Source organism: Streptomyces lanatus, assembly GCF_014655715.1.
Taxonomy (GTDB): domain Bacteria; phylum Actinomycetota; class Actinomycetes; order Streptomycetales; family Streptomycetaceae; genus Streptomyces; species Streptomyces lanatus.
The window spans coordinates 795,897-814,957 of sequence record NZ_BNBM01000002.1 but is presented as its reverse complement, the minus strand read 5'-3'; the positions used below and the strand labels follow the sequence as shown (position 1 = coordinate 814,957).

Sequence of the window (19,061 nt, the reverse complement as noted above, 5' to 3'; positions counted from 1 at the left end):
AATGCCCCCCTCACATCCGGAAGACGCCGAACTGGGGGTCACCCAGGGGCGCGTTGCCGCAGGCGGTCAGTGCCAGGCCCAGCACCTGCCGGGTCTCCAGCGGGTCGATGACGCCGTCGTCCCAGAGGCGGGCGGTGGCGTAGTAGGCGTTGCCCTGGCGCTCGTACTGCTCCCGGACCGGCGCCTTGAAGGCTTCCTCGGCCTCCGAGGGCCAGTCCTCGCCGCGCGCCTCCAACTGGTCGCGCTTGACGGTCGCGAGGACCGAGGCGGCCTGCTCGCCGCCCATGACGGAGATCTTGGCGTTGGGCCACATCCACAGGAAGCGGGGGGAGTACGCCCGGCCGCACATGGAGTAGTTCCCGGCGCCGTACGAACCGCCGACCACCACCGTCAGCTTCGGCACGCGCGTGCAGGCCACCGCCGTCACCATCTTGGCGCCGTGCTTGGCGATACCGCCGGCCTCGTAGTCCTTGCCGACCATGAAGCCGGAGATGTTCTGGAGGAAGACCAGCGGGATGCCGCGCTGGTCGCACAGCTCGATGAAGTGGGCGCCCTTCTGGGCGGACTCGGAGAACAGGATGCCGTTGTTGGCGACGATGCCGACCGGGTGGCCGTGGATCCGGGCGAAGCCGGTGACCAGGGTCTGCCCGAACTCGGCCTTGAACTCCGAGAAACGGGAGCCGTCGACCACGCGCGCGATGATCTCGCGTACGTCGTAAGGGGTGCGGGAGTCGACGGGGACGGCGCCGTAGAGGCCGTACGGGTCGACCTTCGGCTCTGCGGCGGGCACGACCTCCCAGGGGAGGTTCCCGCGCGCGGGGAGGGTGGCGACGATGTTGCGCACGATCCGCAGGGCGTGCGGGTCGTCCTCCGCGAGGTGGTCGGTCACGCCGGACACACGCGAGTGGACCTCGCCGCCGCCCAGCTCCTCGGCGGTGACGACCTCACCCGTGGCGGCCTTCACCAGCGGGGGGCCGCCGAGGAAGATCGTGCCCTGGTTGCGGACGATCACGGCCTCGTCGCTCATGGCGGGGACGTAGGCGCCACCGGCCGTGCACGAGCCGAGCACGGCCGCGATCTGCGGGATCCCGGCGCCCGACATCCGGGCCTGGTTGTAGAAGATCCGCCCGAAGTGCTCCCGGTCAGGGAAGACCTCGTCCTGCATGGGCAGGAAAGCACCGCCCGAGTCGACCAGGTACAGACACGGCAGGCGGTTCTCCAGGGCCACCTCCTGCGCGCGCAGGTGCTTCTTCACGGTCATCGGGTAGTACGTGCCGCCCTTGACGGTGGCGTCATTGGCGACGATCACGCACTCGCGGCCGCTGACCCGCCCGATCCCGGCGATGACACCGGCGGCCGGGGCCTGGTTGTCATACATGCCGTCGGCGGCGAGCGGCGCCAGCTCCAGGAAGGGCGATCCGGGGTCGAGGAGGGTGTCCACCCGGTCCCTCGGCAGCAGCTTGCCGCGCGCGGTGTGCCGGGCGCGGGCCTTCTCACCGCCGCCGAGCCGGGCCGCGGCGAGCTTGCCGCGCAGCTCCTCGCCGAGCGCCCGGTGGGCCTCCTCGTTGGACCGAAAGGCCTCCGACGCGGGATCTGCCGCGCTGTGGAGCTCCGGTGCCTCATGCATCCTGCGGTCCCCTCACCAGTGATCGACGGTGGATGAGCGCCTGTTAATGAGCGTTAACCATTTCCATCAGGTTAACGACCGCTAACCTCCCTGTCTAGAATTACCTTCATGGCCACCAGAACCGACGCCCCCACCCGCCGCGAACAGATCCTCAAGGAGGCCGCGCGGCTCTTCGCCGAGCGTGGATTCCACGGCGTCGGTGTCGACGAGATAGGCGCCGCCGTGGGCATCAGCGGCCCCGGTCTCTACCGGCACTTCGCCGGCAAGGACGCGATGCTCGCCGAGCTGCTCGTCGGCATCAGCGGTCAGCTGCTGACCGGCGCGAAGCGGCGCCTCGCGGAGGCCGACGGAGTGCCGGCCGAGGCGGTCCTCGACTCCCTCATCGAGGGCCATATCGACTTCGCCCTCGACGACCGCCCCCTGATCACCCTGCACGACCGCGAGCTGGACCGCCTGCGCGACAGCGACCGCAAGCTGGTGCGCCAGCTCCAGCGGCAGTACGTCGAGCTGTGGGTGGAGGTGGTGCGCGAGGTGTACCCGGACCTGACCGAGCCGACGGCCCGCTCGGCGGTGCACTCGGTCTTCGGCCTGCTGAACTCGACGCCGCACCTGGGGCGGCCGGGGTCGCTGCCGGGGCGGGGCGTCACGGCGGTGCTGCTGCACCGGATGGCGCGGGGGGCGTTCGCGGCGGCGTGACCTACCCGTCGGGGGCGCTCAGGTGCCGCAGCACCGCGAGGACGCGGCGGCTGTAGCCGGTCGTACCCGTCAGGCCGAGCTTGTCGAAGATCGCGTTGGTGTGTTTCTCCACGGCGCTCTGGGAGACGTAGAGCCGCTGGGCGATGGCCGCGTTGGTGCAGCCCTGGGCCATGAGCCCGAGTACGTCCCGCTCCCGTGGGGTGAGCCGGTGCAGCGGGTCCTTCCGGCTGAGGAGCCGCCGGACCACCTCGGGGTCGAAGACGGTGCCGCCCGCGCCGACCCGTTCCAGGGCGTCGAGGAACTCCTCCACCTGCATGACCCGGTCCTTGAGGAGGTACCCGACGCCCTCGCTGCTGCCGCTGAGCAGCTCGGTGGCGTAGCGGCCCTCGACGTACTGGGAGAGGACCAGGACGGCCGTGCCGGGATGGCGTTCGCGGACCTGGAGCGCGGCCCGTAGCCCCTCGTCGGTGTGGGTGGGCGGCATGCGTACGTCCATCACCACGATGTCGGGCGGGTCCGCAGCGACCGCCGCGAGGAGCGCGTCCGCGTTGCCCACCGCGGCCGTCACCACATGTCCCTCGTCGGCCAGCAGCCGGACGAGTCCCTCACGCAGCAGCGCCGAGTCCTCGGCGATCATCACCCGCATGGCAGCTCCGCCGTGATCACGGTCGGGCCCCCGGGTGGGCTGTCCACGTCGAGCCGTCCGTCGAGGGCGGCGACCCGCCGGGACAGGCCGAGCAGGCCGCCGGTGGTGGGGCGGCGTGGGGCTCCGCCGTCGCCGTCGTCCTCGATGCGCACGATCACCTCCGTGTCTCGCCGGGTCACCCGGATGTCGGCGCGCGTGGCGCCCGAGTGCTTCAGGGTGTTGGTGACGGCCTCGGCGGCGACGAAGTAGGCCACCGTCTGCACGGGGACCGGGGGAGGGGTGCCGTCCAGTTCGTACGACACCTGGACCGGGATCACTGATCGCTCCGCCAGTCCCTCCAGCGCGGCGGCCAGCCCCCGCTCGTCCAGGGCGGCGGGGTAGATGCGCCATGCCGTTTCGCGCAGGTCGGTCAGGGCGTGCGCGGACTCCTCGTGTGCCTGGTGCAGCAGGGCGTCCGCCTTGGCCGGGTCGGTGGCCCGGCGGGCGCGGCCCAGGAGCATGCCGAGCGCGACGAGGCGTTGCTGGACCCCGTCGTGCAGGTCGCGTTCGATGCGCCGTCGTTCGTCGTGCACGGCCTGCATCACCCCGGCGCGGGTCTCGGCCAGCTCGCCCACCCGGCGCCGCAGCAGTTCCGTCTCGCTGGGGCCCAGGTGGCGGCGTGCCAGCTGTTCGTCCAGCTGCGCCAGGCCCCGGCCGCCCTGCGCGCACAGGAACAGCAGGAACAGCCCGCCCAGCGCGGAGAAGACGATGTCCCAGGGGGCGTCCGGCTCCAGCACGAACCAGGCCCACAGCGGCAGCGAGGCGTACGCGAGGGCGATCAGCGAGGTCAGCAGCACCAGCAGCCCGAACAGGCCGAGCGGCCAGCGCGCGGACAGGTATGCGAGGGCCGCCTTCCGGCTGCGTGGAGGGTCCAGCTCGGCGGCTTGGAACACCGCGAGGCGGCGGCGCTCCCACTCGGCCAGGCGCAGCGCACCCGTCCCCGGCATGCCTATCCAGCCGCCGACGACACAGGCGAACTCGGCCAGCGCCGTCAGTCCGCCCAGCAGCAGTCCGGCGGCGAGGCGCAGCCAGCGCTCGGTGAATCCGATCACGACGGGTCAGGCTAGCCAAGGGTGCGGGGGCGGCACCCTGCGGAAAACCGCACTGTCGGCGTGCGGATCGCCACAGCCGGGTCTGCGGCCTTCCTCATACCGCCTTTAGGTCAAGACTTCGTAAAGTGGAGCACATGATCATTGCTGCAGAGGCTCCCCTCGGCGGAGTCGCCGGCTGGGCCTCCGACCTCATGGAGAAGCTGGGCGGGCCCGGCGCCGGACTGGCCATCGCCCTGGAGAACCTCTTCCCGCCGCTGCCCAGCGAGGTGATCCTGCCGCTGGCGGGGTTCACCGCGAGCCAGGGCCGGATGGACGTCTTCTCCGCGATCGCCTGGACGACCGCGGGATCGGTGGTCGGCGCGCTGGTGCTGTATCTGCTGGGCGCGCTCTTCGGCCGTGAGCGGCTGATCGCGGTGGCGGCCCGGCTGCCGCTGGTGAAGGTCGCCGACGTGGAGCGGACCGAGGCGTGGTTCCTGCGGCACGGCACGAAGGCCGTCTTCTTCGGCCGCTTCGTTCCCATCTTCCGCAGCCTGATCTCGATACCGGCCGGCGTCGAACGCATGCGGCTGCCGCTCTTCCTCGCCCTCACCGCGGCCGGCAGCCTCATCTGGAACGCCGCCTTCATCGCCGGCGGCTACGCCCTCGGCGCCCGCTGGCACGAGGTCACCGACGTGGTCGGCCTCTACTCCAAGGTGATCCTGGCGGCGGTGGGCGTGGCGGTGCTGGCCTTCGTCGGCATACGGCTGCTCCGGGCGGGGCGTGGCGCGCGGCGCCGTCCGGCGGGGTCGGGTTCCACACGGCGCCCCTAGAGTGGTCCCCTCTCCGGCGGCATGCCTGCGGAACGAGGGGGACGCATGACCGAGCAGACGGACGACACCGGCAGCGGCAGTGCGGCGCGGGCGATCATCGACGGGAACATGTACATGGTGCTGGCGACCGTCGGCCCTGACGGCGCCCCCTGGGCCTCGCCGGTGTTCTACTCCACCGAGGACGGGCGCGACTTCTACTGGGTCTCGTCCCCCGAGGTCACCCACTCGCGCAACCTCGCCCATGAGCCCCGGGTCGGCATCGTCATCCACGACTCCCGCGCACCGGTCGGCACGGCCGCCCCGCGCGCCCTGTATCTGACCGCCACCGCGACGGAGCTGGCCGGGGCGGAGGCGCTGGAGGCGCTGCGGGTCATCCCGAACCCCGCCGGCCGGGGCGGCTGGACGATCACGCCGGACGAGGTGCGAGCACCGGCCCGCTGGCGGGTGTACCGGGCCCGGGTCACCGCGTACTCGATGATCTGCCCACATGAGGCGGGGCGGCCCTGCGCCGAGCACGGGCTGAACTACGAGCACAGGGGAGACGTACCGCTGGAAGCGTGACGAGCGTTACGGACCTTGACCTCTGGACGCCTGTGGATACTCGCCGGTACGGTTGAGTGAGCAAGCGCTTAGACATGTACCGGTGGAGGTGGGCGGCGTGCGCCGTACGGTGTTCAACGAGGATCACGAGGCGTTCCGGGAGACCATCCGCGCCTTCATCGAGGCCGAGGTCGTGCCGGTCTACGACGAGTGGTTCGCGGCGGGCCAGGCGCCCCGCGACTTCTACTACAAGCTCGCCGAGCTGGGCGTCTTCGGCATCCGCGTCGACGAGGAGTTCGGCGGCGCCGGCATCGACTCGTACAAGTTCGAGGCGGTGATGTACGAGGAGACCGCCCGCGCGGGTGTGCAGTTCGGCGGCTCCGGTGTGCACGTGCTGCTCGGCCTGCCGTACATCAAGATGCTCGCCAGCGATGAGCAGAAGAAGCGCTTCCTGCCGAAGTTCGTCTCCGGTGAGGAGATGTGGGCGCTGGCGATGACCGAGCCGGGCACCGGGTCCGACCTCGCGGGCATGAAGACCACCGCCAAGCTGAGCGAGGACGGCACGCACTACGTCCTCAACGGCGCCAAGACCTTCATCACCGGCGGCGTCCACGCCGACCGTGTGATCGTCTGCGCCCGCACCGACGCGCCCAGCGCCGAGGACCGCCGCCACGGCATCTCCCTGTTCGCCGTGGACACCAAGTCCGAGGGCTACTCCGTCGGCCGCAAGCTCGACAAGCTCGGCCTGAAGACCTCCGACACCGCCGAGCTGGCGTTCGTCGATGTGAAGGTCCCGGTCGAGGACCTCCTCGGCGAGGAGAACAAGGGCTTCTACTACCTCGGCCACAACCTCGCCTCCGAGCGCTGGGGCATCGCCTTCGGCGCCTACGCGCAGGCCAAGGCCGCCGTGCGGTTCGCCAAGGAGTACGTCCAGGACCGCACCGTCTTCGGCAAGTCCGTCGCCTCCTTCCAGAACACCAAGTTCGAGCTGGCCGCCTGCCAGGCCGAGGTGGACGCCGCCGAGGCCGTCGCCGACCGAGCCCTGGAGGCCCTGGACGCCGGTGAGCTGACCCCCGCCGAGGCCGCCTCCGCGAAGCTGTTCTGCACCGAGGTCGCCCACCGCGTCATCGACCGCTGCCTCCAGCTGCACGGCGGCTACGGCTTCATGAACGAGTACCCGATCGCTCGCCTGTACGCGGACAACCGCGTCAACCGCATCTACGGCGGCACCAGCGAGATCATGAAGTCGATCATCGCGAAGGACATGGGCCTTTAAGGCTCCTGAAATCCCCTGCCAGTAGAAAAGGTGCCATGAACGAGGCACTTGAGGACCTCCTCGATCTGCTCGACCTGGAGCAGATCGAGGAGGACATCTTCCGCGGCCAGTCCCGCTCCGCAGTCGTCCCGCGCGTCTTCGGCGGACAGGTCGCGGCCCAGGCGCTCGTCGCCGCCGGCCGCACGGTGCCCGCGGACCGGCCCGCCCACTCCCTGCACGCGTACTTCCTGCGCATGGGGGACCCGGGCGCGCCCATCGTCTACAACGTCGACCGCATGCGTGACGGCCGCTCCTTCACCACCCGCCGCGTGGTCGCCGTCCAGCACGGCAAGCCGATCTTCGCGCTGTCGGCGTCCTTCCAGACGTACGAGGAGGGCCTGGACCACCAGACCCCGATCCCGCCCGCGCCGGACCCGGAGTCGCTGCCCACCTCCGAGGAGCGGCTGCGCGGCTACGACCACCTCGACCCGGCGGTCGTCGAGCGCTTCCTCGAGGCCCGCCAGGCGGTCGACCTGCGCTATGTCGACGAGCCGCCGTACGGCAAATTCGGCGAGCCGCGCGAACCGCACTCCCAGGTCTGGTTCCGCACCAACGGCAAGCTCGCCGACGACCCTCTCCTGCACGTCGTCCTCGCCACGTACGTCTCCGACATGACCCTCCTCGACTCCGTCCTGCTCGCGCACGGCCGGGGCGGCTGGGCCGTCGGTGATGTGGTCGGCGCCTCGCTGGACCACGCGATGTGGTTCCACCGGCCCTTCCGCGCCGACGAATGGCTGCTGTACGACCAGGAGTCACCGTCGGCGTACGCCGGACGCGGGCTCGGCCAGGCCCGTATCTACACGCAGGACGGCCGGCTGGCGGTGTCGGTGATCCAGGAGGGCGTGGTCCGGGTCCCGCGCTAAGAGCGGGTGGCGTTCCGCAGCCGCGCGAAGGACGTGTCCAGGCCCCGCTTCATCAGCCGGGCCGCCGGACGCTCCACACACCGGTGCACCAGCCAGCTCAGGCCCAGGAACCCGGCAATCACCACGGCGACCAGCAGCCGCGGGTCCATGGTGTCCCGCAGCCGGTTGATCAGCGTCGTACCGGCGAGGTAGTGCGTCAGATACAGCGGATATGTCAGTGCCCCCGCGGTGACCAGCCACCTCCACCGGATCCGGTCGGTGTATCCCAGTGCGACGGCGACCATGAACAGCAGGAACACCGTGTAGATCAGCGCGCTGCCGCGCCAGCCGGAGACATGCTCGACGGACTCGATACGGCGCCCGATCTCCACCTGCGCCATCAGCCACGACATGGTCAGCATGCCCCACAGCAGCAGGTCCTGGCCGAAGCGGTACATCAGGTACAGCACCAGACCGGCGATGAAGAACCAGGCCGCGACCGGGTTGACGATCAGGATCATCAGACGCAGCTCGGAGATCGGCGCGATCATCGCAGCGGTGCCCCAGACGCAGCAGAAGACGACCACTCTGCGGTAGGTGAGGCCCATGGCGACGACCACCAGGAACAGCAGATAGAAGCGCAGTTCCGTCCACAGGGTCCAGTACACGCCGTCGACGTGCGGCGAGGCCGAACCCGACTGGAGCATCGTGAGGTTGAGCAGGATGTCCCGCAGTCGCAGGCGCTCCCACACCCCGGGCAGGGCCACGATGACGGCCGTGGTGAAGGCGATGGCGAACCAGTACGCCGGGTAGAGCCGGATGACCCGCGAGACGAAGAACTGCCGGGGTGTGCGGCCCCAGCACGACATGCAGATCACGAAGCCGCTGATGACGAAGAAGATCTCGACGCCGATCCAGCCGTAGGCCGAGAGACGGAACACCGTGGGCATGATCTCGGACACCGGCCGGCCCCAGACCGGGTTGCCCGGCTGGTCGAGCCGGTCCGTGCCGGCGTAGTGGTGCACGGCCACCACCAGCGCGGCGAGCAGCCGGATCCCGTCGATCACATACAGCCGGCGTCCCTCCCGCGCGGGCACCGTCTCCGCGAGCGGGGGGAGCGGCTGCGAGGGCACACGCATCGCGCCCGGCGCCCGAAGAAGGGCCGTAGGTCCACTGTCGATTCCGCGCATCAGCAACATCCGTTCCCCTGAGAAACTCCGTCACTTCTGTTTCCGGTTGAACAGACAGGGACGTGTCTCAGGGGGATGTGTGCAGGGATGCGACCTCCACGAAGAAATCCCGCAAGGTTCGCCGAGATTTCAACGCGGTCGAGTACAACCCCCTACTCGACGAAGCCCGCCTCGCGCAGCAGATACGCCGTCATCGGGTCGTAGTGGCGCGGGCTGACCACATGGTCGTCCAGGGGCACCACCACCTGCACCGTGCCCTCCGACTCCGCGAGGAACAGCGCCGGGTCGTTGCAGTCGGCGTAGCCGACGGAGTCGACGCCGTGCTGCCCGGCGTACCCCGCCCAGCCGTGGTCGGCGACGACCAGGTCCGGCAGCGGGCGGCCCTCGCGCTCGAGGCCGGTGAGGATGGCCCGCATCGGCTGCCCGGAGTGGGTGTGCCACAGGGTGGCGCCGTGCTCCAGGACCGCGACGTCCGCGAACTGCATGACGTAACCCTCGTCGGTCTGCAGTCCCTCCGGGATCACGACGATCTCGCAGCCGGCCGCGCGCAGGGCGTCCGCCGTCGCACGGTGCACGTCGAGCAGGCCGCCCGGGTGGCCGGTCGCGAAGAGCACCCGCTGCTGACCGTCCGCCGCCTTGCGCAGCCGGGCCGCCATGCGCTCCAGCGCGGCCACCGTCAGCTCCGGGTCGATGGTGTCCTGGCCGTGGCGGTGCTCGGCGTCGTCGTTCACTCCGACCCGCTCCGCCATCACCGCGAGGACGTCCTGCTCATCGGTCCAGCGGTCGCCGAGCTCCAGGCCGAGCCAGTAGTGGCGGTCGCCGTTCGCGAGCTTGCGGTAGTGGGAGAGGTTGTTCTCGCGGGGAGTGGCGACGTCACCCGCGATACGGGTTCTGACGAGGTGGTCGACGAGCTCGGCGCGGCTGGGTGTCCCGGGTATCGGCATGGTTCCCATTGTGAGGCAGACAACTCCGGGAACGGCCGCGTCCGGGCCGCGTGCGACGCGGGTCACTTGGAGATCATGGCTCGAAATGGCGCAGCGCGAACCACAGCTCCATCCGTACGTCCGGGTCGTCCAGGTCCGTGCCCAACAGGCGCGCGCAGCGGGCGATGCGCTGGCGGACGGTGTTGCGGTGCACGGACAGCGCCACCGCGGTGCGGTCCCAGCTGCCGTGCAGGGAGAGCCAGGTGCGCAGCGTCTCGGCCAGCGGCGGGGCGAGCGGCGCGAGGAGCGCGCGGGCGTGCGCCTCGGCCTCGCCGGGGGAGACCAGGTCGGCCAGGGCGGCGCGGTGGGTGCCGTGCCGGTGCAGGGCGGTGCGGGTGGCCCTGGCCCGGGACAGGGCACGGGCCGCCTGGGCGTCGGCCGCCGGCCAGTCCCGCGCGCTCGCCGGGGCGCTGACGCCGAGGGTCCAGCCGGGCTGCGGGGCCGGTTCGCGGTCCGCCGGGACGAGGACGCGTACGACGTCCCGCGCCAGGTCGACCAGGGGTGAGCCGAGGGCGGCGCCCAGCGCGGCGGCGGCCACGGGGTCGCAGGGCGGCGCGGTCGGGCTGCCGTGCACCACGAGCCACTGACCGGCCCCGAGCAGCGGCGCCACCGCCTCCGGCTCGGCCCCCAGCAGCAGCCGTACGAGGGCCGACGAGCGCGCCGCCCCGGAACCGCTCTGCTGCTCGCCGGTGAGGAGGGAGAGGAGTACGGCGGCGACGGAGGCGATGGTGTGGTCGCCGGGGTCCCGGTGCGGAGCGGCGACCCCGAGAACGAAGCCATGACCGGCGCCGAGTGCGTAGGCGGCGAGGTGGGTGTCCACGGCGGTGTCGGTGGCGGAGGTGGGCGTACCCGGGCCGGAGGGCCGTACGACCTCCGCGAGCGCCGCCAGCGACCCGGCGACCGCGTCGTCCGGCCCCCGCCCCGCCGACGCGACCTCCGACCCCTCCGCCCCGTACAGCACCGCCCAACCCCCCACCCGCTGAGCCAACTGCCGTAGCACCGCCCGCACCGGATCCGGGCGTGATGCCGCCGCCGCCAACCCCTGCTGGGCCTCCGTCACGCGGCGTAGTTCGGCGAGGCGGGCCTGGGCCATCAGTTGCCAGACGGCGCGGGCCACTCCCGAGAAGGTGGTCCGAGGGGGGACCTCCAGGAGCGGGAGGCCGTATGTGTCGCACGCCTCCACCAGCGCGCGCGGCACCGTGTCGTGCACCGGGGCGAGGCCGAAGCCGAGGGCCGCGCCGCCCGCCGCGACGATCCGGGAGACGTAGTCGTCGAAGTAGGTGCCCGAGCCCGCCGGCTCCGGGATGTGCACCCCGGCCGAGAGCAGCAGCTCGCCACCCAGCAGATACGGATACGGATCCGCCATCTCCGACGTGTGCGCCCAGTGGATCACCGTGTTCGCGTCCGTCGGCCCGGCGATCTGGCGCAGGCCCAGGTCCTCACGGGCCAGCAGCGAGGAGAGGGGGACCGGCGGGGTCGGGGGAACGGTCGGTTCCGGCATGGGACGTTTCCTACACTCGCGCGACCAGTGATGGAGGAAACGTACACTTCGCAGTTGCTTTCCGGCCACCTAGTGTCGACGTCTGTCACCCCCCCGTGACGCCCGAGTGAGGGAGGTCCCCGTGGCCGTCGACTACACCGTCATCGTCGTCTATCTGGCCGGCATGCTGGCCATGGGCTGGTGGGGCATGCGCCGCGCCAAGTCCAAGAGCGAGTTTCTGGTCGCGGGCCGCCGGCTCGGCCCGGTCATGTACTCCGGCACCATGGCCGCGATCGTCCTCGGCGGCGCGTCCACCATCGGCGGCGTGGGCCTCGGGTATCAGTACGGCCTCTCCGGCGCCTGGATGGTCTTCACCATCGGCCTCGGGCTCCTCGCCCTCTCCGTCTTCTTCTCCGCCCGCATCGCCCGTCTGAAGGTCTACACCGTCTCCGAGATGCTGGACCTGCGCTACGGCGGCCGGGCCGGCGTCATCTCCGGTGTCGTCATGTGGGCGTACACCCTCATGCTCGCGGTCACCTCGACCATCGCCTACGCCACGATCTTCGACGTCCTCTTCGACATGAACCGCACCGTCGCGATCGTCCTCGGCGGCTCGATCGTCGTCGCCTACTCCACCCTCGGCGGCATGTGGTCGATCACCCTCACCGACATGGTGCAGTTCGTGGTGAAGACGGTCGGCGTGCTGCTGCTTCTCCTCCCCATCGCCGTCGTCAAGGCGGGCGGCTTCAGTGAGATGAAGGCCCAGCTGCCCACTGAGTACTTCGACCCGCTCGGCATCGGCGGCGAGACGATCTTCACCTACGTCCTGATCTATACCTTCGGCATGCTCATCGGGCAGGACATCTGGCAGCGCGTCTTCACCGCGCGCGGCGACAGCACGGCCAAGTGGGGCGGGACGGTCGCGGGCACGTACTGCCTCGTGTACGCCCTCGCCGGCGCCGTCATCGGTACGGCGGCCAAGGTGCTCTACCCCAAGCTCGGCAGCCCGGACGACGCCTTCGCGACCATCGTCAAGGACGAACTCCCGGTCGGCGTACGGGGGTTGGTGCTGGCCGCCGCCCTGGCCGCCGTGATGTCGACCTCCTCCGGCGCGCTGATCGCCTGCGCGACCGTCGCGAACAACGACATCTGGTCACGTCTGCGTGGCGCCATCCGCCCGTCGGCGGAGGGCCACGACGAGGTCAAGGGCAACCGTGCCTTCATCCTCCTCATGGGCCTCGCCGTGATCGGTACGGCCATCGCGCTCAACAACGTCGTCGAGGCGCTGACCGTTGCCTACAACCTGCTGGTCGGCGGCCTGCTCGTGCCGATCCTCGGCGGACTGCTCTGGCGGCGCGGCACCGTGCAGGGCGCGCTCGCCTCGGTCGTCGTCGGCGGCGTCGCGGTGATCACCCTGATGGCGACCCACGGCATCCTGGCCAACGAGCCCGTCTACTACGGCCTGCTCTCTTCCCTCGCCGCGTACATCGCCGTCTCCTTGATGACGAGGCCGACCGACGCGGCCGTACTCACCGTCTGGCGTGAGCGTCTCGCCGGGCGGGACCCCGAACTCGTGTCCGAACCGGTGCCGGCTCACCAGTAGAGTCGTAGGTATATATCGCTCATACGCGATGAAGCGTAGGAAAGAAGGCATTTCACGATGACTGGCAACGAGACGCCCCGTGGCCCTGTCGGCCCCGTCGACTCCTCCCGGATCCCGCGGTACGCCGGACCCGCCACCTTCGCCCGGCTGCCCCGCCTCGACGAGGTCGGCCGGACCGACGTGGCCGTGATCGGGGTGCCGTTCGACTCGGGCGTCTCGTACCGGCCGGGCGCCCGCTTCGGCGGCAACGCCATCCGCGAGGCGTCCCGGCTGCTGCGCCCCTACAACCCGGCGCAGGACGCGTCCCCCTTCGCCCTCGCCCAGGTCGCGGACGGCGGCGACATAGCGGTGAACCCGTTCAACATCAACGAGGCCGTGGAGACCGTCGAGGCCGCCGCCGACGACCTGATCGGCACCGGCGCCCGTCTGATGACCCTGGGCGGCGACCACACCATCGCCCTCCCGCTCCTGCGCTCGGTCGCGAAGAAGCACGGCCCGGTCGCCCTGCTCCACTTCGACGCCCATCTCGACACCTGGGACACCTACTTCGGCGCCGAGTACACCCACGGCACGCCCTTCCGGCGCGCGGTCGAGGAGGGCATCCTCGACACCTCCGCGCTCTCCCACGTCGGCATCCGCGGCCCGCTGTACGGCAAGCAGGACCTGACCGACGACGAGAAGATGGGCTTCGGCATCGTCACCTCCGCGGACGTCTACCGCCGCGGCGCCGACGAGGTCGCCGACCAGCTGCGCCAGCGCATCGGCGACCGCCCCCTCTACATCTCCATCGACATCGACTGCCTCGACCCGGCCCACGCCCCCGGCACCGGAACCCCCGAGGCGGGCGGCATGACCTCGCGCGAGCTGCTGGAGATCCTGCGCGGCCTGGCGTCCTGCAACCTGGTCTCGGCCGATGTCGTCGAGGTGGCGCCCGCGTACGATCACGCCGAGATCACGTCGGTGGCCGCGTCCCACACGGCGTACGAACTGACCACGATCATGTCCCGCCAGATTGCCGAGGCCCGCGCGAAGTGACCCACGACCACGACCTGGAACTCCGCCCGACGCCGGCCCAGACGGAGGCCGCGCTGAACCCGCCCCCCGGCCGCAACGGCGGCGACCTGGTCGTGGAGACCCTGGCGGCGCTCGGCACGACGACGGTCTTCGGCCTGCCGGGCCAGCACGCCCTGGGCATGTTCGACGCGCTACGCCGCTCCGACCTGCGGTACATCGGCCTTCGGGTGGAGAACAACGCCGGTTTCGCGGCGGACGCGTACGGCCGGATGACGGGCGAGGCGGCCCCGCTGCTGCTGTCGACGGGCCCGGGCGCGCTGACATCGCTGGCCGCACTCCAGGAGGCGGCGGCGGCTTCGGCGCCGGTGTTGGCGATCAGTAGTCAGATCCCTTCCTCCGGCCTGGGCGGTGGCCGCCACGGCTACCTGCACGAACTCCCCGACCAGGCGGCCTCGTTCCGGGGCGTGGTCAAGTCGGTCCACACGGTCCGCACCCAGTCCCAGATCCCCTCCGCGATCGAGGCGGCCTGGAAGTCGGCGCTGACGGCCCCGCACGGCCCGGTGTGGGTGGAGATCCCGCAGGACGTACTGCTGGCCGAGACCCCGATCCCGGTGGTGACGGGAGGCGACGCCTTCCCGGACGAGCTGCCGCCGCGCCCCGAACTGACGGCGGTGGCGGCCCACTTGCTGTCCCACTCGGCCCGCCCGGCGATCATCGCTGGCGGGGGAGTCGTACGGTCGGACGCCAGCGGCAAGCTGAAGCAGCTGGCGGAACTGATCCAGGCGCCGGTCGTCACGACGCCGGGCGGAAAGGGCGCGTTCCCTTGGATGCACCCCCTGTCCCTCCAGTCCTGGATCGAGGACCGGTACACGACGGACTTCCTGGAGGACGCGGACGTACTCCTCGTGGTCGGCTCCGGCCTCGGCGAGCTGTCGTCCAACTACCACACGTTCAAGCCGCGGGGCCGGGTCATCCAGATCGAGGCGGACCTCGGGAAGCTGGAGTCCAACCACCCGGCACTTGGCATCCACGCGGACGCGCGCCTGGCATTGCAGGCGCTGCTGGAGACGGTGTCGCGGCGGGAGGACGAGACGGCGCCGGAGCGAGTGAGTGAGGTGCTGGGGAAGGTATCGGACCGCATCTCCGCCCAGGAACTCACTCTGGAACAGCAGGTGTTGGCCTCCGTCCGCCGCGCCCTCCCCGCCGACTCCCCGTCCTTCTGGGACATGACGATCCTCGCCTACTGGGCCTGGTCCGCCTTCGACGCCAAGGGCCCCAACCGCCTGCACTCCGCCCAGGGCGCGGGCGGCCTCGGCTACGGCTTCCCGGCGGCCCTCGGCGCGGCGGTCGCGGACCCCACCCGCCCGGTGCTGGCGGTGTCCGGCGACGGAGGGGCGCTGTACTCCATCGCCGAACTCGCCACGGCCCGCCAGTACGACCTGAACGTCACCTGGCTCATCGTCGACGACGGCGGCTACGGCATCCTCCGTGAGTACATGACGGACGCCTTCGGCGAGGCGACGGCGACCGAACTGACCCGGCCGGACTATGTGGCGCTGGCCGAGTCGTTCGGGGTGCCGGGGGTGCGTACGACGCCGGAGGCGCTGGAGGCCGACCTGGCGAAGGCGCTGGCGGCGGAGGGGCCCTCGGTGGTCGTACTCCCGGCGGTGCTGCGGATGTTCGCGCCGACTCACCTCACGACGTGATGCCTCACCGGCCGTCGCGCGTCATGTAGGCGTGGTCGCGGTCGTAGCAGGCGTCGTCCACGGCCTGGCCGGTCAGCGGTACGGCCCAGGGGACGATCGCGAGCGCCTCCTTGCAGAGGCTGCCGCTGGAGTAGCCGGCGATGGTGATACGGCCCCGGTCGTGGTCGTCGGCGTGGGCCGGTCCCGCGAGTGCGAGGGCTGCCATGGTGAGCGCGGCGAGCGCGCTGATCTTCTTCATAGCCGGGTCAACGGGATGGGATCGGTGCAGGTCATTCCGCTGTACAGGTGGTGATCGATGGAGCGCGCCAGAAGCCGATGGGGCCCCTGGCGCGCCCGCGTCGACGGAGGCCTACCAGATCGACTCGACCCACTCCGGGTGGTCGATGAACGGGTTCCGGTTGTGCTGGTAGGTGTCGTAGATGACCTCGTTGCGGCGCTCCTCGAAGGCGCTCGGCGGGTCCTCGTCGTTCCACTGCTTGAGGACGGAGAGCTTGCCCATGTAGGGGGCGCTGCCGTTGTTGACCTTCTCGTTGGGCTCCAGGTCGGCCCAGCCGTCGTCACCCTCGTAGCGCACGGCCATGTAGAGGATCATGCGGGCCACGTCGCCCTTGTCGGCGTCGCGCGGCTCGAAGGAGTCGGAGTCGGTGAGGCTGCCGCCGCCGTTGGTGACGGAGCTGCCGCCGTTGTCGAAGTCCTTGTTGCCGCGGATGCTGTTGACCTGGACGTCCGCGGGGCGGAGGTGGTGCAGGTCGGTGCCGGGGCCGATCGCCTCGCCGAAGTCACCGTGCGACTTGGCCCAGGTGTGCTCCCGGTTCCAGTCGCCGGTGTCGCCGCCGTTGAGGGACTTGCTGCGGGAGACGCCGCTGTACAGCAGGATCACGTTGCTGCTGTTGTTCGGGTCCTGGTCGGTGGCCTTCAGCGCGTTCCAGACGGCCGAGTACGAGATCTTGGTCTGGTCGCTGATGATCTCGTGGAGCGAGTCCTTCAGCGCCGTACCGGTCTTGCCGATCGCGTCGGCGTAGTACGTGTCGTCGTACTCCGTCGTCGTGGCGGCGGCCGGGGACGCGGTGAGCGCGGGGGCGGTGAGGCCGACCAGGACGGCGGCCGTCGTCAGCGCCACCGACTTCCAGCGGCGGTGGCGTATGTGTGTCGCCAGCATGTGTGGGGTTCCCATCTACGCGGGGATCTACGCGGGTTGAACTGAGGCGGCAAACGGGAGAGTGGCATGGACATGCGGTCATGTCGAGGGCTTGCACGTGTCCATTGGGTGACGGGGAGCGGCAAATGGGGGCGTGTCTACGCGAGTTGACACGCGGGAACGGCCCCCGACGGGAGTCGGGGGCCGTTGTGGGTGAGGGGCTGGGTCGGTGTCAGCTGACGTCCGACGGGTCAAGTCGGTAGAGAGAGGACGTGCTGCTGGAGCTGTCGCTGGATGAGCTGCTGTCGCTGCCGCCGTACGCGCTCTCCTTCACCGCCGTCCCGTTCTTCTGCACCCACTCGGTGACCTCGGTGCTGACGCTGCTGCCGCCGCCGGGGCCGCCGCCCATGCCGCCACCGATCTGGATGTAGTGCAGCTCGCCGTTCTTGACGAGTTCCTTGAGCTTGGCCAGGGTCATGGCCTTGTCGGAGCCGGACCAGCCCCACATGGAGATCACCGGTTCACCGCTGCTCACGATCAGCTGGGCCGCGCTCTGCGAACTGGTCACGGCGAGCAGCCACTTGGCGCCGTCCTGGTGCTTCTTGAGGTAGGCGATGAGCTCGGTGCTGGCGCCGCCGCCCATGCCGCCGCCGCCCATTTCGCGGGTCCCGCCGGGGGCTTGGCCGTTCGGTACTTCTGCGTTCCCGCCGCCGCCCGGCATCTGTCCGCCGGCCTGACCGTTGGGCCCGCCCTGCGGCATGTTCCCCGGCATCTGCCCGCCACCGAAGCCACCCCGGCCTCCGCCGCCACCCCCGCCACCGGGACCTCCGCCGAAGCCGCTCCCCGTAGAAGGCCCGGCCGTCGGATTCGTACCGCCGCCCATGCCCCCGCCCGACCCGGACGGCACCGACCAGGCGTACGCGGCAGGCCCCGCGACCGCCGCGACGATCGCCGCCACCACGGAGGCAGCGAGCAACCGCACCCGTATCCCCGTGGCGGAGCGGAAGACGAGCAACCCCACAACCGCCAGCGCCATGACGACGGCGATGGTCGGCCACAGCCAGGTGTTCCAGCCGGAGGCCCGTCGAAGGAGTACGACAGCCCAGACGGCCGTGATCGCCAGCCCCGCGGGCAGCACCCACGCCCAGCGCCTGTCGGCGCGGAAGGCGCGCAGCAGCATCGCGCCGCCGCCTCCGCACAGTGCCGCGATGCCCGGGGCGAGGGCGGTCGTGTAGTACGGGTGCATCGTGCCCTCGGCCATGGCGAAGGTCAGATAGTGCAGGGCCGTCCAGCCGCCCCACATGAGCAGCGCGGCGCGGGCGAGGTCGGTGCGCGGGGCACGGCCGCACAGCACGAGCCCGCCGACGAGGGCGATCGCGGCGAAGGGGATCAGCCAGGAGATCTGCCCGCCGAGGACGTCGTTGAAGAGCCGCCCGATCCCGGCGGTCCCGGAGAACCCCCCGCCCCCGCCCCCGCCCCCACCGCCGTTGCCCTCGCCGCCGAGGATCCGGCCGAGGCCGTTGTAGCCCATGATCAGATCCCAGGCCGTGCCGTCGGTCGAACCGCCGATGTACGGGCGGTCGTCGGCGGGCACGAGGGAGACGGCCGCGGCCCACCAGAAGCTGGAGACGGCGAGGGCGAGACCGGCGACGAGCAGATTGAGGACCCGCTTCACGAGCTTGGGCTTCGCCGCGTACAGATAGACGGCGAAGACGGCGGGGAGTGCGATGTACCCCTGGAGCATCTTCGTGTTGAAGGCGAGACCGAAGCAGACCGCGGAGCCGACCAGCGGCAGCAACTTGCCGTTGTGGACGGCGCGCAGGGCGAGCGCCGCGCCGCCGGCCATCAGGAACACCAGCAGGGTGTCGGGGTTGTTGTCACGGTTGATGGCGACCGTGATCGGGGTCAGGGCCAGCACCAGCGCGGCGACGGTCGCCGCACCGTGCCCCCACACCCGCTTGACGGACGCGTGCACGATCCAGATCGTCGCCAGCGCGACCAGGACCATCGGCAGCATCATCTGCCAGGTGCCGTAGCCGAACACACGGCACGACAGGCCCATCACCATCAGCGCGAACGGCGGTTTGTCGACGGTGAGGAAGTTACCCGCGTCCAGCGAGCCGAAGAACCACGCCTTCCAGCTCTGCGTGCCGCTCAGTACGGCCGCGCTGTAGAAGCTGTTGAGGCTGGAGCCGGACAGATTCCAGGAGTACAGCACCGCCGCCAGGACCAGAATCGCGAGCAGGGCGGGGAGCGACCAGCGCGGCGCCTTGCCCGGCGGCGCCACGGCTGGGGTGGGCGGCGGCACATCGGGGGTTGCGGTCGGGTGGGGATGGGGTTCGGTGGCTGATGTCACCAGCGCATCGTGTGCGGTGGGGGTG

The 19,061-nt window shown here is 70.8% G+C and carries 17 protein-coding genes; 8 read left to right on the top strand and 9 right to left on the bottom strand.

The features are described from left to right. Positions 1–10 precede the first annotated feature (10 nt). On the bottom strand, positions 11–1,627 hold the full coding sequence (locus tag IE325_RS08760) for a carboxyl transferase domain-containing protein (protein WP_190069143.1): 1,617 nt from the start codon (positions 1,625–1,627) through the stop codon (positions 11–13). 108 nt (positions 1,628–1,735) lie between these two features. Between IE325_RS08760 and IE325_RS08755 the strand changes: the two genes are divergently transcribed. Further along, on the top strand, positions 1,736–2,323 hold the full coding sequence (locus IE325_RS08755) for an SACE_7040 family transcriptional regulator (RefSeq protein WP_190069142.1): 588 nt from the start codon (positions 1,736–1,738) through the stop codon (positions 2,321–2,323). Position 2,324: 1 nt separating this feature from the next. On the opposite strand, the gene IE325_RS08750 is transcribed toward IE325_RS08755, so the two are convergent. Together IE325_RS08750 and IE325_RS08745 are read right to left on the bottom strand one after the other, a co-directional pair. Beyond that, on the bottom strand, positions 2,325–2,969 hold the full coding sequence (locus tag IE325_RS08750; protein ID WP_190069141.1) for a response regulator: 645 nt from the start codon (positions 2,967–2,969) through the stop codon (positions 2,325–2,327). Further along, the gene (locus tag IE325_RS08745) at positions 2,960–3,901 is read right to left on the bottom strand and encodes a sensor histidine kinase (RefSeq protein ID WP_373315134.1); all 942 of its coding nucleotides are present in this window, start codon (positions 3,899–3,901) and stop codon (positions 2,960–2,962) included. The genes IE325_RS08750 and IE325_RS08745 overlap by 10 nt, the downstream gene beginning before the upstream one ends. Positions 3,902–4,194: 293 nt before the next feature. Here IE325_RS08745 and IE325_RS08740 point away from each other — a divergent pair, with 293 nt between their 5' ends. The 4 genes from IE325_RS08740 (at position 4,195) to IE325_RS08725 (ending at position 7,587) form a co-directional block, all read left to right on the top strand. Beyond that, positions 4,195–4,869: a DedA family protein gene (locus tag IE325_RS08740; protein WP_190069140.1), complete on the top strand. Its 675-nt coding sequence runs from the start codon at positions 4,195–4,197 to the stop codon at positions 4,867–4,869. Between the two features lie 45 nt (positions 4,870–4,914). Next, entirely contained in the window at positions 4,915–5,430 is a 516-nt protein-coding gene (locus IE325_RS08735; RefSeq protein ID WP_190069139.1) for a pyridoxamine 5'-phosphate oxidase family protein, read from the top strand. Positions 5,431–5,527: 97 nt separating this feature from the next. After that, the gene (locus tag IE325_RS08730; RefSeq protein WP_190069138.1) at positions 5,528–6,685 is read left to right on the top strand and encodes an acyl-CoA dehydrogenase family protein; all 1,158 of its coding nucleotides are present in this window, start codon (positions 5,528–5,530) and stop codon (positions 6,683–6,685) included. A 35-nt stretch (positions 6,686–6,720) separates the two neighbouring features. Next, positions 6,721–7,587 carry an acyl-CoA thioesterase gene (locus tag IE325_RS08725; protein ID WP_190069137.1) on the top strand — a complete coding sequence of 289 codons (867 nt, stop codon included), beginning with the start codon at positions 6,721–6,723 and terminating at the stop codon, positions 7,585–7,587. Here IE325_RS08725 and IE325_RS08720 read toward each other — a convergent pair. The 3 genes from IE325_RS08720 to IE325_RS08710 all read right to left on the bottom strand — a co-directional run bounded on the left by IE325_RS08720 (position 7,584) and on the right by IE325_RS08710 (position 11,240). Then, positions 7,584–8,705: an acyltransferase family protein gene (locus IE325_RS08720; RefSeq protein ID WP_190069136.1), complete on the bottom strand. Its 1,122-nt coding sequence runs from the start codon at positions 8,703–8,705 to the stop codon at positions 7,584–7,586. The two genes, IE325_RS08725 and IE325_RS08720, sit on opposite strands and share 4 nt — an antisense overlap. Before the next feature lie 203 nt (positions 8,706–8,908). Further along, complete coding sequence (locus IE325_RS08715; protein ID WP_190069135.1) at positions 8,909–9,700, bottom strand: phosphatase; 792 nt, start codon at positions 9,698–9,700, stop codon at positions 8,909–8,911. Between the two features lie 73 nt (positions 9,701–9,773). After that, positions 9,774–11,240, bottom strand: a complete 1,467-nt coding sequence (locus tag IE325_RS08710; RefSeq protein WP_190069134.1) for a PucR family transcriptional regulator — start codon at positions 11,238–11,240, stop codon at positions 9,774–9,776. A 121-nt stretch (positions 11,241–11,361) separates the two neighbouring features. Between IE325_RS08710 and IE325_RS08705 the strand changes: the two genes are divergently transcribed. Genes IE325_RS08705 through IE325_RS08695 form a run of 3 tightly spaced genes read left to right on the top strand, consistent with a single transcriptional unit; the run spans position 11,362 to position 15,542 of the window. Then, positions 11,362–12,822, top strand: a complete 1,461-nt coding sequence (locus IE325_RS08705) for a sodium:solute symporter family protein (RefSeq protein ID WP_190069133.1) — start codon at positions 11,362–11,364, stop codon at positions 12,820–12,822. Positions 12,823–12,879: 57 nt separating this feature from the next. After that, the gene (gene speB, locus IE325_RS08700; RefSeq protein ID WP_190069132.1) at positions 12,880–13,857 is read left to right on the top strand and encodes an agmatinase; all 978 of its coding nucleotides are present in this window, start codon (positions 12,880–12,882) and stop codon (positions 13,855–13,857) included. Continuing rightward, positions 13,854–15,542, top strand: a complete 1,689-nt coding sequence (locus tag IE325_RS08695; protein ID WP_190069131.1) for a thiamine pyrophosphate-binding protein — start codon at positions 13,854–13,856, stop codon at positions 15,540–15,542. Before speB ends, IE325_RS08695 begins: the two co-directional genes overlap by 4 nt. Positions 15,543–15,546: 4 nt before the next feature. Here IE325_RS08695 and IE325_RS08690 read toward each other — a convergent pair whose 3' ends face one another. The 3 genes from IE325_RS08690 to IE325_RS08680 all read right to left on the bottom strand — a co-directional run bounded on the left by IE325_RS08690 (position 15,547) and on the right by IE325_RS08680 (position 19,036). After that, positions 15,547–15,780 carry a hypothetical protein gene (locus IE325_RS08690; RefSeq protein ID WP_190069130.1) on the bottom strand — a complete coding sequence of 78 codons (234 nt, stop codon included), beginning with the start codon at positions 15,778–15,780 and terminating at the stop codon, positions 15,547–15,549. Positions 15,781–15,891: 111 nt separating this feature from the next. Continuing rightward, complete coding sequence (locus IE325_RS08685) at positions 15,892–16,701, bottom strand: endonuclease I family protein (protein ID WP_190069129.1); 810 nt, start codon at positions 16,699–16,701, stop codon at positions 15,892–15,894. 211 nt (positions 16,702–16,912) lie between these two features. Further along, positions 16,913–19,036, bottom strand: coding sequence for an ArnT family glycosyltransferase (locus tag IE325_RS08680; protein ID WP_190069128.1), 2,124 nt, complete (start codon positions 19,034–19,036; stop codon positions 16,913–16,915). Positions 19,037–19,061 lie beyond the last annotated feature (25 nt).

What these genes read in the sequence shown, in the direction of transcription:
- IE325_RS08760 (WP_190069143.1), bottom strand. Translation starts at nt 1,627, where the DNA reads ATGCATGAGGCACCGGAGCTCCACAGCGCGGCAGATCCCGCGTCGGAG.
- IE325_RS08755 (WP_190069142.1), top strand. Translation starts at nt 1,736, where the DNA reads ATGGCCACCAGAACCGACGCCCCCACCCGCCGCGAACAGATCCTCAAG.
- IE325_RS08750 (WP_190069141.1), bottom strand. Translation starts at nt 2,969, where the DNA reads ATGCGGGTGATGATCGCCGAGGACTCGGCGCTGCTGCGTGAGGGACTC.
- IE325_RS08740 (WP_190069140.1), top strand. Translation starts at nt 4,195, where the DNA reads ATGATCATTGCTGCAGAGGCTCCCCTCGGCGGAGTCGCCGGCTGGGCC.
- IE325_RS08735 (WP_190069139.1), top strand. Translation starts at nt 4,915, where the DNA reads ATGACCGAGCAGACGGACGACACCGGCAGCGGCAGTGCGGCGCGGGCG.
- IE325_RS08725 (WP_190069137.1), top strand. Translation starts at nt 6,721, where the DNA reads ATGAACGAGGCACTTGAGGACCTCCTCGATCTGCTCGACCTGGAGCAG.
- IE325_RS08720 (WP_190069136.1), bottom strand. Translation starts at nt 8,705, where the DNA reads ATGCGTGTGCCCTCGCAGCCGCTCCCCCCGCTCGCGGAGACGGTGCCC.
- IE325_RS08715 (WP_190069135.1), bottom strand. Translation starts at nt 9,700, where the DNA reads ATGCCGATACCCGGGACACCCAGCCGCGCCGAGCTCGTCGACCACCTC.
- IE325_RS08710 (WP_190069134.1), bottom strand. Translation starts at nt 11,240, where the DNA reads ATGCCGGAACCGACCGTTCCCCCGACCCCGCCGGTCCCCCTCTCCTCG.
- speB (WP_190069132.1), top strand. Translation starts at nt 12,880, where the DNA reads ATGACTGGCAACGAGACGCCCCGTGGCCCTGTCGGCCCCGTCGACTCC.
- IE325_RS08690 (WP_190069130.1), bottom strand. Translation starts at nt 15,780, where the DNA reads ATGAAGAAGATCAGCGCGCTCGCCGCGCTCACCATGGCAGCCCTCGCA.
- IE325_RS08685 (WP_190069129.1), bottom strand. Translation starts at nt 16,701, where the DNA reads ATGCTGGCGACACACATACGCCACCGCCGCTGGAAGTCGGTGGCGCTG.